Origin of the sequence: Serratia sp. CY33525 (assembly GCF_052169115.1) — a bacterium.
GTDB classification, from domain to species: Bacteria; Pseudomonadota; Gammaproteobacteria; order Enterobacterales; family Enterobacteriaceae; genus Serratia; species Serratia sarumanii.
In genome coordinates, this window is sequence record NZ_JBJNLK010000002.1 from 772609 (window position 1) to 786814 (window position 14206).

The following is a 14206-nucleotide window of genomic DNA, read 5'->3' on the forward strand; positions in this document are numbered from 1 at the left end:
GCTATAGCTCTCCTGTTAGCGGGATGCGTTCAAGTACCGCCCAATTGTAAATAGGGAATGCGTCATCATTTTGTTTTACATACCTGGAAACCCACGGCGACGAGTCTCTGACACACGTCCGAGGATAAACATAACCATTATCCGATTGAGACGTGTTATTAAATCCAATCAACAGATGATCTGTAAGCGAGGGCGCTTTATCTAGCGTTAGCCTGACCTTTATTTCATCAATAATATCTACACGCTCAATAATTGCGGATTCGCTCTCCAACGAGTGTCCGTAATTTTCGCAGTCGCCCAACATCGCAGTGTCGAAGACCAGCGGCGGGAATGGCACATCACGTTCAATATCAATGATGTTATCCGTGATAGTTACTTTTTTTACACGATTCCCTGTCCATGTTCCCTTTTTGTTGTTGTCGTATAAATGCCAGAAAATCGCCTTTTCAATCATTTCCCCCTGAATAACCTTTCCCTTTTCATTCAGATGCGATAATGATCCATCGCTAAACAGGTGGTTTAACATGTATTTACTGCCATACATGATGGCGTTCGCGTTTCGTCTGACATAGGTCACTTGATCAACAGCTGCTACGGAATACGGTTGTACGATCACCGTCTCGCCCGTCGGGTTCCCCTCTGCATCCACCGCGCCGGCTTTCGTGTTTATTCTGCTGCCGACCTGCCCGACAACAATGCAAATGTCGTTCTGCTGCCCCGTTATCGCCTTAAATGCTGGTATTGAATCATCCATGTAGGGCGTCATTAGCGCATCATAGTCGCCGGGATTACGGCAACTGCCGTTATCGTTATTGGTTTCCCCGTGCTCAAAAAGAACAAAATCTGCATTAACGGGTTTTCCTACGCCAGCAGCAAACGCCGTGATGTATTCCACCATTTTCATGCTTTTGATGTATGCCGGGGTACCTGCGGATATTCCTGAAAATGGTTGCCCGCCCGCATTGCATGGGGCGTTGATAATCGTCGGCAGATTCATGCCGGCATCGCGCATTTCGTACATCAACCCATTCGCCAGCGGAATATTGTGCCCCTGGCGGTCTTTGTTATAGGCCATATCCGTTGTGCGCTCTAAATCCTGCTGGCTCCAGCTGCCGCTATTGCCGTCCGCGCGGCCGGCCGGCGACAGGCAGCGCCCGTGCAACGCCGGGTCAGCCCCCACAATGCGGATGTCCTTGCCGGGTTTGTCATACGCTGCGCCCAGGCTCTGCCCCAGGCAGATATACAGCAGAATATAGGCGGCAGATACGGGGATTTCGCGGATACTTGGCACGAACAATAAGCCCGACCCCGTACTGCCGTCTGCATTTTGGTATGAAAAAACGCAACCCGACTCGGTCATTTTATTGGCTGAAATAACCGGCTTTTCAGCCCAGACGGGTACGCCATTCCAAAATAGCGCAGGGGTACCGTTATGCGATTTTACCTGCGCTGACGATTGCCCCAGTGCGTCCTGTATGGGGAGCGCCACGCCGGGGATGTAGAAATCGCCGTTATCCAGCAAAACCAGCTCACCGGTGGTGCCTTCGCCGACGGCCCAACGCACGCCGGAGTATCGGTTTGAGAGCGATTCCGGCAACATGTTGACAAGATATTCCTGCACGGCACGCGGCAGCTCTGCCAGCATCAGGCCCCAATCCTTATCCAGCGCCATGCCGATATCGCGTGTGCCTGCGGCGCTACTGACTCCCCACATATATTCGTCGGAGCTGAGAAGGGGGGATTCGTCTGCTAATCGCATCATTCCGTCTACGCGCTGATTTGTCGCATCTATTTTACTCAGCGCTGAAATGATGCTTTCGCCGGATGGAAGGAATTCGCCCGTTGGAGTTGCGACGCCGCCGGCATTTGAATATTCATCAACCCAATGCCCGGAAATAACAGAACGCACGCTGAATTTCGTCGCTTCGGGTATTTTTCCGTTGTCAATGTCTGCTTGAGCCTGTTCTGCTGATGTATACGGCCCTTCGCCCAGGGCAACCATTCCCATTAGCGTATCAAACAGATTTTTGAGGTAATTGGTTCTCGCTGCTAATTGTGCGGCTTGAATGTTAATTACGCCCGATTCCCCGCCTTTGACACGGTCGTTATCATCGACCTGATCAATGGTTGGTTCCCATCGCGACACCTCATTAATATTACTCATTTGCTACCCCGGTATAATGATAATTGCCGTCATAATGAATGGATGCATCGTAATAAATTGCTCTTTCTGGTATAAATCCGGCCGGGTATATATCGACAATATCCCCCTCATAGCTGGCAACACCTACATTCAACACCCCGGTCGCATTAACAATAATGTTGATGCCTGCCATATGCCGACTGACAGGCCTGGCATCGCCAATCAGGCGCTCCAGCTCTTTGACGATTTCGTCAGTGATCCCGACGTCGTTCACGTCGATGGTGAGACGGAACGTGCCGCGCGGGTCGGCGACCTCCCACCATTCGGCGATCGACATTGAAAAACCCATTGCCTCAATGACACGCCGGATGGCGGCAACCGTTCCCTTTCGGCGATGTATGTAAAAGGCATCCGTCACGGCCTTGCGCTTCTCTGCCGCCGTCCATTTCTCGTCCCAGCGGTCTACCGAAAAAGCCCAGGCCAGATAGGGCAAAAACTTTACCGGGCAGCGCGCCGGGTTCCACAGGTCACGCAGCGGGACGCTTAGATCGCTGATACCGGCGCACGCCTCCGCTGCTCGCCGCTCAAGCTGCGATGAACCAGGCGGCAACAGGCTATTCATCTGAACCGCCGATCCTGATGTGGTAATCGGTGCAGTTGGCGGCCTGGGTACGATCTAGCACCACGTCAGCGAGCGGCGCGGCCAGTTCAACGCGCTGCACGCCCTGGGTATGCAGTGCGGCATAGATGGCTGATAGCCGAATATCGCGGCCCAGCCGGCGCTGCTCGTTGATGTAGTTTTTTAGACGCAGCTCAGCATCGGCCATGATCGGCTCAATCGCCGGGCCGGGGTAAACGTAGAGCGTGGCATCAATCTGATAGTTAACAATTTTTGCAGACTGCACGGTCAGGCGGTCGGCAACCGGGCGGACTTCCTCGTCATTCAGTGCGGCGCTGACGGCGGCCAGCAGCTCCGGCGATGCCGTGCCGTCGCCGTCGCGGGATAACACGCTGATGGTGACTTCTGCCGGCGCAGGGCTGATCGCTGAGGCGTCGGCGACTTTGCCGTCAGCGCTCTGCGCATGAAATTCATAGGCCCCGGTCGGGCCGGCGACGCTCATACCTTCGAAGGCGGCGGGGACGCGCTGGCGCAGGTCGGCATCGCTTTCCATCGTCGGCGGTACGGGTGGGACAGCACCCGGATCACCCTGATCGATCACCAATCGTTTCACGTCGTTGTTGGCGGCCAGTTGGTCGAGGTCGCTGCTCATGGCGTAGGCCACCATTACGGCCTGCGCCGCCTCATTGACGCGCTGGCGCAACAACACTTCACGGTAGGCGGATTCTTGCAGGATTTTGACGATCGGCTCGGACTCATAGCCCAGCGTGCGGCGCACTGCTTCCCGTTCTTCCTCCGGGTACAGGCTGATCAATCGCTCTTTGCGTGCCTCAAAGAGCGTTTCATAGTCCAGCGCTTCAATGACATTGGGGCGGGGTAGCTGACTCAGGTCAATCGTCGCCATTATTGCCCCCTGATCGGTAATGAGAATTGAACGCGGCCGGCGGTATCGGTTCGGTTGCCGACCAGGTCAACAACCATTTCCCCGTCCATGTTCGATGTGATGTTGACGGCGGTCAGGGATATGCGGTCTTCCCAGCGCAGCACCGCACCATAAACAGCGGCCATCATCTGAAGCTTGAGCGCCGGATTTTGCGGCTGGTCGATCATGGCCGACAGCTGCGAGCCGTATTTGCGGCGCATGACGCGGCTACCGACGGGGGTGATCAAAATGTCGCTGACAGACTGGCGGATGTGGTCGATCTCGCTGATAGCCTCGCCGCTGTTACGGTTCATGCCGAGATACATCATGATGTTGGCCCCCCGGTGTTGCCGCCGCCGTTCTGCACATTGCCGTGATAATGCAGATGGACGATCACGCCGTTGGAGTTAAAGCCTCCGCCGGTGTGGGTGATGTTGCCGTACATCTCGCCGCCGTACTTCAGCAGCAGCGATCCGGCGATCAGCTTGTTGGTGCATTCCACGACGGGCGCATCCAGCGTGATCATCTGGCCGGCGGTAACGACGACGACGTTTGACGTGGCGCTGATTTTCTCAGCGGTCTGGATATCGGCGTATTTCATGCCGCGCGCCGTTAGCGTGCTGTTTTCCGGCTCGTACTCAATGACTGCGCCGTCGGGAAAATCAATGCGGACGGCGTCAGGTGAAGCGGATGGCGCAGGGTGCTGATCGGAGAACACGGCAGGCAGCACAAAGCCGGTGGTCAGCTCACCGAAAATGCTCAACACGATCACCTGTTCGCCTACCGACGGGGCCGACCAGAAGCGCACACGGCCGGCGCGCAGCGTCAGCCAGTTCAGCCAGTCGGTTTCATTCGCGCCGGTTAATACGCGGCAAAGGCCTTTCGCCGTATCCACGTCGGACACGGTGCCGATGCGCACGATGTTAGCCAGGCGGCGGCGTAGTTCAGTGAGGATTGCATTCATACCGCCAGTGTGACGCGTGCGGGCGCGGGGGGCATGCGATGCGCCTTGTGCCATCGCTGGCACAAGGCGGCGGGGATGTCGCTATTTGGCGATGTGGGTCAGGGCCAGATCCTTGATCCATTCGATATCGTCGTCAGTAAAGCCGAGCAGTTGCCGGCGCTCATAACGCACTGTCGGGCCGTTCCGGCTGACTTTATCACGCAGGCCGTAATGGTGGACGGCGGACAAATTCGTCACGCCGGCGGCGAAGGTGACGGCGGCTTCATCGGGGCCGGATTCCGTTTTCATAAAGCGCGCGGTGCGCAGGCGCGTGAACATCTTGCGACGAATGCGGCCCTGTTTGTCCCGGCGCTTGTTCTTGCGTGGGACGTAGGGGGATCCGTCCGGGTTTTTTTGCTCTTGGATATGCTTTTGCTGGCGCTGGCGCAATTCTTTCGCCACCTGGCGGGTGAATACGCGCCGCGACTGCGGGGAAAGCTGTTGGAGCAAGACAGAAAGGGTGTCGTCCAGCGTCTGGAAATCGTCTAAGCGGCCCATGCTGCCACCTTCCGGCCCTGCATCCAGATCTCAAACTCGGTGACGTTGTTCGGCGGCGGTGGCGGTTCCTCGACGTGGCTGACGTGCAGCTTGCCGTTTTCCTCTTTGACGATCACGCGCTCCGTCAGTTTCAGATCAATGCTGATATCTCTCACCCCGTTATTCAAGAAATCCGCCTCGAAGGTGAAGCCGTCGCCGCGCTTGTCCGGGTTCGCCATAATGTCCGGCTGATTGGTGCGTAGCCAATGCAGAATTGGGACGATCAACAGATTGGCGTCGTCGGCGTAGTTGGTCACGATCATGTTGAGGGTGTATTGATACTCAAACGACAGCGACGGGGCGAAGGTGCTGTAAATCGTGCCCTTATCAATAAAAATATGCAGGAAATCAGGGTTTTCTCTGATGTGATTGACGGCGTCGCCCAGGGCGGCGCGCAGGGAGTCGGGTTTTAACATGGCAGCTCCTACGGTTGCGTCAGGCAGACGTCGCGAATGTAGTCTTGCAGCCCGGCGATCTGGCTATTGGCGGTTTCTATTCGCTTTCTGAGGGTGAAATAATCCCGTTGAGCGGCGTCAGTAAGTCGGGTGGCGGTTGCATCAACCATGCCGGCGGTGCCGGAGGTCGGGCATGAGGCGTTGAGGCGCAGCCGGCGGCGGCCAGCATCAACATCGCGTTGCAGATCATCAATTTTATTTTTTGCATCGGTCAGCTCTCGGCTTCGGTTTTCGTCGATAGTGGCAACGGCTATTTGCGTTTTGTTCTGCCACTCGATTTGGCCGGCCAGTCTCTTGTTGTCGCGTTGCAACGTTTCGCGTTGCTGGCGTAGCCCCTGATTGCTGTAAACCAGAAACGCCAGCGCACAAAGCGCGATCATCGTAACGCCGGCGGCCAGGCGGGTCATTTTTGCCCCCAGGTGCAGACCTCGTGTTCAATATCGCGGCGATTCATCAAGCCTTTCCACGGTTTACCGCCGGCATAAATCCACTGGCGCAGGCCATCGCATGCGCCAGCATAGTCGCCGGCGTTCAGCTTGCGCAGCAGGGACGAGCGCTCAAAGGCGCTGACGCCCACGTTATAGCTGAAACTGATCAGGGCGGCTTTCTGGTACTCCGACGCCGGCACTTTTACCGAACGATTGACCGATCGCGCAAAGGGGATCAGGTCTTTGTCCAGAATTGCCTTGCATTCCGCCTGGGTGTAGCGCTTGCCCGGCACGATATCGGCCCCGGTGTGGCCGTAACATACGGTCAGCACGCCGGCCACGTCGCGATAGGGTTCAAATCTGACGCCCTCAAGCTCTGGGATCATCAAGGTGGCGATCGCCAGCGCGCCAGTGCCGGCCGCACCGAACAGCTTTTTACGCAGGGCAGATGACATTGCCATTATTCGGCTTCCTTATTAAAAAGCCCGCGTTTCGCCGGTGGCTCGGTAATGATCCCGGCGCTGACGCCTTTCTCGTAGGCCCGCGTGCGCCGCCAGTCGAAATAGGTCTGTGTCAGATAGGTGATCAGGCCCAGAAGAAAACCGCCGATCACGGCTACCTGATTCCAGTCAACGTGGCGAAACCAGTCGATCAGCCCGCCAGTGCATAAGCTGCCGGCAATGCAATAGTTAATACCGGCGGCAATCTTTTCAGTCATGAGTTTCATTCTCCACCTCCCGCGCGCTGGGTTTAATCCCACAGTTGCAGGGTCTGAACTGATTCGGATTGAACAATGTCCGGCATGTCGACCGGGTAGCCGTGCGGCAATATCGGCCCCTGGTCTGCCAGGCCTGGATTATTCAGCAATACTTGCTCGGTCACGTCCTGCGTCTTGCCGTAGTAGCGCTGGCACAGCGCATCAACGGTGTCGCCCTGGTGCGCATAGACCTTCATCAGATCAGCTCTACCGTCATGCGCGGCAGCGATTGCAGGTCATTGATGGCCCAATCTGCATCGCGGCGGAGATCATCGATCGACGGTTCGATAGCGTCGGCGCGCTTTGAACCGGATGCCGTGGCGTCGAAGCTGCGAAAACGCTCGGTAACGCTGGCCTGAGTCAGGCAGAACACGGCGCGGCGATAAAGCTGCACGCGGGTGCTCTCGTCGTCCAGGTGATCGGCGGGAACCTGTTCCAGTTCGCTGTAGCCCGCGCGCTGTTGCTGCTTGCGCCAGCCTGCCAGCCGATCGTTGACTTCGTTGATGGCGTTCCGCGCCGCTTCAAGCAGACGCGGCTGGGTGATGGTGCCGTCCTGCCGCATGTCTTCGCGGTACTGTTTCAGGTCGATATCCGGCCAAAAGTCCGTATTTTTGATGACGGTGCTGGCCGGCGGCGTCGGCTGCTTGGCGATGTCGATTTCCAGCGCGTTGCTGGGTTTCTTGTCGCCGGGTGCGGGTTCTATTGCGATGCTGACCATACGTTTTCCTGTAGGTGGGCGGTGGACGGGAGCGTTGATGCGGTTTAAACCTGTCGCGGCTCCCGTGCCGCCCTCGCCGGGGGCGATTCGGTTAACTTCCTGCCTGAATGACTTTTTCCAGCTGCTTGATATCCGTTTTTACGCCGGAGTTTTCATCTTTCAGCAGGGCTTTTTTCAGCATGTCCAGTGCCAGCACGGCGTCGCCGTCCTGGCGCAATGCATAGCCAACAAACTTGAACAGACGGGCTTTCACCCGATCGGGCATGTCCTGATTTGCCAGCAGTTGCTGCGCGCGTTGCAGCTGCGCCGTGTTCAGCGGCCGGCCGGCGGAAAAATCGCGCTGTGCAGCGGCGGCGATCTCTTCGGCGAGCAGGCAACTGGTCGAGCGGTCGAAACCGTCGGGCGCAACAAGGTCATGCCGAATGGCGTACTCGCCGATATCAAGGGCATATTCCAGGTTGCCAATATCCAGAAACCAGACCAGCACACGCATCAGGATCGCATCCTGCCGGCCTGCGTCGCTTTGCAGCACACCGGCCACCCACGGCATGTAGGTCGGCAGCATGCCGCGCTTCAACTCGGCTTTGGTTTCGTGGGACTCGACGCCGCTCAGCCGCGCCAGATCCTGCTGCATCTTGAACAGCAACAGGTCGTAATTGCCCAGATGGCTCAGGCTGGCCGCCTCATCCAATGAGGCGGACTGCTGCGCGGCAATGTAGTGCTTGTGTCTGCGTGCCGGGCTGCTCATGGATTAGCCCTCCGTGGTTTCCGTTGGCTGCTGCTCTGGCTGCTGGCCGGCTGGCGCAGTGGCTTTCGCTTTCAGAATCTGGATATTTTCGATCAGCGCCACGCCCTCGTAGTCTTCAACGACATAGGCTTCGTTGACGGACTCGTAGTTTTCGATGCGGTCGCGTTTCGGGTTGTCGATGATGTGGCGGCGGCGGGTGCCGTCTTGCCAGTAGATCGACAGGTTATCCAGTCGGGTGATGAAAATGGTGTTGTCAGGGAAGGACGGAACACGCACCGCCTGCAAGCCGCCCAGCCGTTTCTGGCTGATGATGATATCGGCGGCCAGGGCTTCAGTGTTCGGCTGTTCTTGGTTGACGAGCGGGAAATATTTGTCCGCCAACAGGGAGCGGCCGACAACGGCGACCAGCTCGGTGTCGTCCTGGAACCAGGGCGCGATCAGCTCGTTGACGGCATCCATCACCAGCGCATCCAGGTTGTGATAGTCGCCATCGATACCGATGCGGATTTTTTCCGACACGACGCTGCCGTCCTCGCCCAGCACCTTATCCATCACCTGCTCTGGCGCACCTTTGCGAACTTTCTGCAACCAGCCGATGTTAACGTCCTGCAACAGCTTATTGACGGTGATATCCGAGGTTTTAGCCCGGCTGATGCCGTTCCAGCCGATCATGATTCGGTCGAGGCCCTGGCGCTTCACGATCTGGTTGCGAATACGGATCTGGAAGTCTTTGAACTTGGCCCAGGCGTCCAGCTTGGAATATTTCAGCGCGGTGTCAAAGTTGGTCTGGGTACACACATAGCCCACTTCGTCCAGGCTGCTTGGATCCATCGGTTCACGTTCTTTGTCGTCGGTATTGGTCGTACTGGCGATGGGGCGGTCAATGCCCAGACCGACTTTAGAGCCGCTCTGTTCGTCAACGGGAATGATGTTGATCTGTTTCAGAAAGCTGCTGCTTTCCTGAATCTTGTCTTCCAGACGCTGCGTTACCGTCGGATCAACGGTGAATTTTGCGGCTACGTCTTCAGGTTCGATGTGGTTCAGGTTCGCGACCTGGCTCAGCAGCATTTTATATTGCTTGCGGGTATTCGGTTTCATTGATTGTTCCTTGTTCCGGTCGTTTATGTCGATGCGGTGCCTGTTTTCGCCGTTAGTCCGTCAGCAGTCGGTTAAGACGCTATCGCCACTGCCGGTAGACAGGTCGCGGCGATGGGTAGAACGGTCAGAAGTGCTGAGGGTGGTTTTCAGCTCGGAAAGCTCGGTTTTCGCGTCTTTCAGCTGGCTTTCCAGCGATTCGACGGTGGTTTTCAGGCCGGAAAATGCTTCGATTTTGGTTTCAAGCCCCTGCTGGCGTTCTGCGACAAATTCCACCGCCTGATGAACGTCGGAAAAACGGCCGTCATCGGAGTGCTGTTTTTTGCTGAACATGGCCTTGATTTGGGTCAGAAGGTTCGGTTTGTCGGCTTCTGGCGCGTCAAATTCCATCACGGTTTCTTCCATCGCCCCGAAGTGCAATCCGCTGGTTTCGGCCAGGTTGTTGGCGGTGAATTTCATGACTTCACTACCCAACGACGCCGGATTGTCGGTAAACGCTAGCCCGGTCAGATAGGCTTTGCCGGTGTCGGCAAATTGCGGGTAATACTCGATACTGGTGTAAATTTTTTGCCGATCGTTGTTCAGCTTCACCAGCCCATCCGTCGCATCGACCTGCGCCAGCAGCGCCAGCTTGCCTTTCAATTGGCCGGAGGTGATTTCCTGCGCCTTCAGCGCGACGACGTCGCCCTGGGCCTTAAAATCGCTGTTTGGGAAAATGCTCAGGTAGTGCTCAAGGTTGGCGCGCGCCGGGCGGAATGCTGGCGAGAACGTTTCCGCCATTTCTTCGATATGACGGCGTTCGATTTTGCGGCCGTCACTGGTCGCGCCTTCAACGGCGACGCGGAAAAATTTTGATATTGGCATGGGTAAGCCCCGATCAGTCAGCAGATGGGCCGGGATTGGCCGTGTTTGGCCTATGTTGGCTGGGGCGGGATGGCGGGACAACGCGGCGGCTTTGTGTGGTCAATGGCACAAAGCGCTTTAGGGGTGTTGGTTGTGGCGCGTAGGTAGCCTTTCGGTATTGAAACGTTGAAATTCAGGCCGATAAAGCATGAGCGCTATTACTATCAGCACCGATCTAGATCCCCGCCGTCAGGCCATGTACCTGTATTGGCAGGGGCTTCGCGTCACTCGCATCGCAGAAATGATCGGGGAGAATCCCGTCACGGTACACAGTTGGAAACGCCGCGACAAGTGGGACGATTACGGCCCGCTCGATCAGATGCAGATCACCACCGCCGCACGCTATTGCCAGCTGATACTGAAGCCGGACAAAGAAGGGCGCGACCTCAAGGAAATTGACCTGTTGGCGCGCCAGGCCGAGCGGCACGCGCGCATCGGCAAATACAACGGCGGCGGCAATGAGGCCGATCTCAATCCCAATATCGAGAGCCGAAACGCCGGGCCGCGCCGGCGCACGCAAAAGAACGTTTTCACCGACGAACAGCATGCCCGGCTGAAAGAAATCTTTCTCGAACAGATGTTTGCCTATCAGCGGCGCTGGTATGAGGCGGGGCTGTCAAAAGATTTTCGTATCCGCAACATCCTGAAATCGCGCCAGATCGGCGCGACGTACTATTTTGCACGCGAAGCCCTGATCGACGCCCTGGACACGGGGCGCAATCAGATGTTTGTTTCCGCATCCAAGGCGCAGGCGCACCAGTTCAAAAACTACATCACCGCCTTTGCGCAAGAGGTCGATGTGGAGCTGCGCGGGGAAACCATCATCCTGCCGAATGCGGCGGAATTGCATTTCCTCGGCACCAACTCCAACACCGCCCAGGGCCGGCCCGGCAATCTGTATCTGGATGAATATTTCTGGATCCCCGGCTTCAAGAAACTGCGCCGCGCCGCATCGGGTATGGCGTCACAAACTCGCTACCGTTCGACCTACTTTTCCACCCCGTCGAGCATGACGCATGAGGCCTATTCATTCTGGAATGGCACGCTGTTCAACAAGGGCAAATCCAAGGATCGCCGCCGTGAAATTGACGTTAGCTATAAACGCCTGGCCGGCGGCGTGCTCTGCGAGGACAAGCAATTCCGCCAGATCGTCACCATTGAAGATGCGTTGCGCGGCGGCTGCGACCTGTTCGACCTCGACGAGCTGCGGGAGGAAAACAGCGATGAAGATTTTGACAACCTGTTCATGTGCAACTTCATCGACGATACATCGTCCGTCTTCCCGATGGGCGAAATGCAGCGCTGCATGGTGGACAGTTGGGAGCACTGGACGGACGTCAAGCCGTTTGCGTTGCGCCCGGTAGCGTCGCGCGAAGTCTGGATCGGTTATGACCCTGCCAGTTCTGAAGATGGCGACAGCGCCGGGTGCGCGGTCATCCTGCCGCCGCTGGTTGCCGGCGGAAAATTCCGGGTGTTGGAGCGCCATCAGTGGCGCGGGATGGATTTTGCGGCGCAGGCTCGCAACATCAAGGCGCTGACCGAACGTTACAACGTGAGCTATATCGGTATCGACAACACCGGCCTGGGCCGCGCGGTGTCGCAACTGGTGCGCCAATTCTTCCCGGCGGTGAACGCCATCAACTACAGCCTGGAAATGAAAACCGACCTCGTGCTGAAGGCCCGCGACGTGATCCGCTCCGGCCGCCTGGAGTTTGATGCCGGCGCGCTGGATATCGCTCAGGCGTTTATGTCCATCCGCAAGCAAATGACGGCCACCGGCCGCCGGGCAACCTATGTCACCAGCCGCGCCGAAGGCGTCAGCCACGGCGATGTGGCCTGGGCCGTCATGCACGCCTTATTCAATGAACCGCTCGAAGGGGCAACCGGTAGCAATACAGGTTTTATGGAGATCTACTAAATGAGCAAGCGCAACCGGGGCCGCAAGCACGCCCAGCCAACGACACAGAAACAGACTGGCGCGCAACACGTCGAGGCGTTCACCTTCGGCGATCCGATCCCGATGCTGGATCGGCGCGAAATTCTGGATTATCTGGAGTGCTGCGTCGTTGATCGCTGGTATGAGCCGCCTATCTCGTTCAACGGCCTGGCGAAGACGTTCCGTTCAGCTGTGCATCACACTTCGTCTATCATGATGAAACGCAACATTTTAGTGAGTATGTTCAAACCTCACCCCTTGCTGTCAAAACAGGATTTCAGCCGCTACGCTCTGGATTTTATGGTGTTCGGCAATGCGTTCATGGAAGCACGCTACAACCGCCTCGGCGGGTTAATGAAGCTGGTTCCAAGCCTGGCTAAATATACCCGCCGTGGCGTCAATACGGACTCTTATTGGTTCGTACAATCGTGGGCGGAACCGCATCAGTTTGAAGATGGCACCATTTTCCACCTGCTTGACCCGGACATTAATCAGGAGATCTACGGCGTTCCCGAGTACCTTTCTGCACTTAACTCTATTTGGTTGAACGAGGCCGCAACGCTGTTTCGCCGGAAATACTACCTCAACGGCAGCCATGCCGGCTTCATCCTGTACATGAACGATGCCGCGCACAAACAGGAGGATATCGACAACCTGCGTAAAGCGCTGAAGGAATCGAAAGGGCCGGGCAACTTCCGCAATCTGTTCATGTATGCGCCCGGCGGTAAGCCGGACGGCTTGCAGCTGATCCCACTGGCCGAGGTGGCGGCGAAAGATGAGTTTTTGAACATCAAGGGTGTGACGCGCGACGATCAGCTGGCGTCTCAACGCACACCGCCGCAATTGATGGGGATTGTGCCGAACAACAGCGGCGGTTTAGGGGACGTGGAAAAGGCCGCGCGGGTATTTGCGATTAATGAAATGTCGCCATTACAGGAACGCCTTTGCGAGCTAAACGACTGGGTAGGGGAAGAGGTGATCAGCTTCAATGTGTATGAACTGCTCAAAAATGACCAGTAAGTTAGTAGCTTATTAAGTTATTTCTTGATGTGTGCAATGTGAACCGCCGAAAGGCGGTTTTTGCATTCTTATGCGGCGCTATTCATATCGCATTCTTTATCCGTGCGCTACTGTGACATGTCACAAGCGTTTTTTTTCATTAAAATGTCGCGTCACACGGCTGTTGAAAATTAAAATGTGACGTGGCAGGATAACGCCAAGTCGCCCGCCATGCTCAATGTCGGCACTCAACCCGCAAACGCGGTTTTTGCAGAGATCGAAAGTGATTCTTTGCCAAAAAAAACGCCGCATATCCTAAGCGCAACAATCCGCATAGTTCATTGCATACCTAATCACCCCTCAAAACCGCACCAGACAAGGCTTTAGCACCTTTTTCCTACTGCATAAAAAGTGAATTGTTAAGCATTCAGCGTGGGGGCGGGGGGGACGGCACGGAACAGGGGATCGATGGAGATCGTTTTTCCTGCCTATCCGCCGCAGACCCCGCACCGCATTCACTTGCGCATCGCTGCGAGGCGATCAGATTTGATGTGCGATCGTTGGTGCAAAGAAAAAGCGCCTCGCTGTGTGGCGTATAGGCGCTTTGGTGGGGGCGGTAATTTGCAGGTTTCTATACCGCTTGGCTGGTGTTATTCATTTTTGTGAATAGTAATTCACTCTCAAATCTGGTTATCATGCGACGAAAAAATGTGGTTTTTCTCTACTTTTGTGGTGTCGTCGCCTTTTACTATGCGGAAAATGTGATTGCTACGGTAAAATGAATTCTAACACTGCAAGTGTATTGTAAAGTGTGAAGTAACTAGGGAAGGTGCGAATAAGCGGGGAAATTCTTCTCGGCTGACTCAGTCATTTCATTTCTTCATGTTTGAGCCGATTTTTTCTCCCGTAAATGCCTTGAATCAGCCTATTTAGACCGTTTCTT

General features: G+C 56.2%; 17 protein-coding genes. 2 read left to right on the forward strand and 15 right to left on the reverse strand.

Annotation, left to right across the window (positions count from 1 at the left end; translation table 11 throughout):
• Window position 1: 1 nt before the first annotated feature.
• The 15 genes from ACJ8IM_RS08630 to ACJ8IM_RS08700 all read right to left on the reverse strand — a co-directional run bounded on the left by ACJ8IM_RS08630 (window position 2) and on the right by ACJ8IM_RS08700 (window position 10289).
• Window positions 2–2164, reverse strand: coding sequence for a hypothetical protein (locus tag ACJ8IM_RS08630; RefSeq protein WP_033654178.1), 2163 nt, complete (start codon window positions 2162–2164; stop codon window positions 2–4).
• The gene (locus tag ACJ8IM_RS08635) at window positions 2157–2765 is read right to left on the reverse strand and encodes a phage tail protein I (protein WP_033654177.1); all 609 of its coding nucleotides are present in this window, start codon (window positions 2763–2765) and stop codon (window positions 2157–2159) included. The genes ACJ8IM_RS08630 and ACJ8IM_RS08635 overlap by 8 nt, the downstream gene beginning before the upstream one ends.
• Window positions 2758–3666 carry a baseplate assembly protein gene (locus ACJ8IM_RS08640; protein ID WP_033654176.1) on the reverse strand — a complete coding sequence of 303 codons (909 nt, stop codon included), beginning with the start codon at window positions 3664–3666 and terminating at the stop codon, window positions 2758–2760. The genes ACJ8IM_RS08635 and ACJ8IM_RS08640 overlap by 8 nt, the downstream gene beginning before the upstream one ends.
• The gene (locus ACJ8IM_RS08645; protein WP_033654175.1) at window positions 3666–4013 is read right to left on the reverse strand and encodes a GPW/gp25 family protein; all 348 of its coding nucleotides are present in this window, start codon (window positions 4011–4013) and stop codon (window positions 3666–3668) included. The genes ACJ8IM_RS08640 and ACJ8IM_RS08645 overlap by 1 nt, the downstream gene beginning before the upstream one ends.
• Entirely contained in the window at window positions 4010–4648 is a 639-nt protein-coding gene (locus ACJ8IM_RS08650; RefSeq protein WP_033654174.1) for a phage baseplate assembly protein V, read from the reverse strand. Before ACJ8IM_RS08650 ends, ACJ8IM_RS08645 begins: the two co-directional genes overlap by 4 nt.
• Window positions 4649–4729: 81 nt before the next feature.
• Window positions 4730–5185, reverse strand: a complete 456-nt coding sequence (locus ACJ8IM_RS08655; RefSeq protein ID WP_033654172.1) for a phage virion morphogenesis protein — start codon at window positions 5183–5185, stop codon at window positions 4730–4732.
• Window positions 5173–5640, reverse strand: coding sequence for a phage tail protein (locus ACJ8IM_RS08660; protein WP_033654171.1), 468 nt, complete (start codon window positions 5638–5640; stop codon window positions 5173–5175). The genes ACJ8IM_RS08655 and ACJ8IM_RS08660 overlap by 13 nt, the downstream gene beginning before the upstream one ends.
• Window positions 5641–5648: 8 nt before the next feature.
• Window positions 5649–6086, reverse strand: a complete 438-nt coding sequence (locus ACJ8IM_RS08665) for a lysis protein (protein WP_033654170.1) — start codon at window positions 6084–6086, stop codon at window positions 5649–5651.
• Window positions 6083–6568 carry a lysozyme gene (locus tag ACJ8IM_RS08670; RefSeq protein WP_033654169.1) on the reverse strand — a complete coding sequence of 162 codons (486 nt, stop codon included), beginning with the start codon at window positions 6566–6568 and terminating at the stop codon, window positions 6083–6085. Before ACJ8IM_RS08670 ends, ACJ8IM_RS08665 begins: the two co-directional genes overlap by 4 nt.
• Window positions 6568–6834 (reverse strand): phage holin, encoded by a 267-nt coding sequence (locus tag ACJ8IM_RS08675; protein ID WP_033654168.1) that lies wholly within the window; start codon window positions 6832–6834, stop codon window positions 6568–6570. The genes ACJ8IM_RS08670 and ACJ8IM_RS08675 overlap by 1 nt, the downstream gene beginning before the upstream one ends.
• Window positions 6835–6857: 23 nt before the next feature.
• A complete protein-coding gene (locus ACJ8IM_RS08680) occupies window positions 6858–7061 on the reverse strand; it encodes a tail protein X (RefSeq protein ID WP_033654167.1) in 204 nt (67 codons plus the stop codon).
• Window positions 7061–7582 carry a head completion/stabilization protein gene (locus ACJ8IM_RS08685; protein ID WP_077791431.1) on the reverse strand — a complete coding sequence of 174 codons (522 nt, stop codon included), beginning with the start codon at window positions 7580–7582 and terminating at the stop codon, window positions 7061–7063. The genes ACJ8IM_RS08680 and ACJ8IM_RS08685 overlap by 1 nt, the downstream gene beginning before the upstream one ends.
• Before the next feature lie 91 nt (window positions 7583–7673).
• A complete protein-coding gene (gpM, locus tag ACJ8IM_RS08690; protein ID WP_033654166.1) occupies window positions 7674–8330 on the reverse strand; it encodes a phage terminase small subunit in 657 nt (218 codons plus the stop codon).
• Window positions 8331–8333: 3 nt separating this feature from the next.
• Complete coding sequence (locus ACJ8IM_RS08695; RefSeq protein WP_051917626.1) at window positions 8334–9428, reverse strand: phage major capsid protein, P2 family; 1095 nt, start codon at window positions 9426–9428, stop codon at window positions 8334–8336.
• A 60-nt stretch (window positions 9429–9488) separates the two neighbouring features.
• A complete protein-coding gene (locus ACJ8IM_RS08700; RefSeq protein ID WP_033654165.1) occupies window positions 9489–10289 on the reverse strand; it encodes a GPO family capsid scaffolding protein in 801 nt (266 codons plus the stop codon).
• A 187-nt stretch (window positions 10290–10476) separates the two neighbouring features.
• On the opposite strand from ACJ8IM_RS08700, the gene ACJ8IM_RS08705 reads away from it, so the two are divergent.
• The gene (locus ACJ8IM_RS08705; protein ID WP_033654164.1) at window positions 10477–12246 is read left to right on the forward strand and encodes a terminase large subunit domain-containing protein; all 1770 of its coding nucleotides are present in this window, start codon (window positions 10477–10479) and stop codon (window positions 12244–12246) included.
• Entirely contained in the window at window positions 12247–13284 is a 1038-nt protein-coding gene (locus ACJ8IM_RS08710) for a phage portal protein (protein ID WP_033654163.1), read from the forward strand.
• The last annotated feature ends 922 nt before the right edge of the window (window positions 13285–14206 follow it).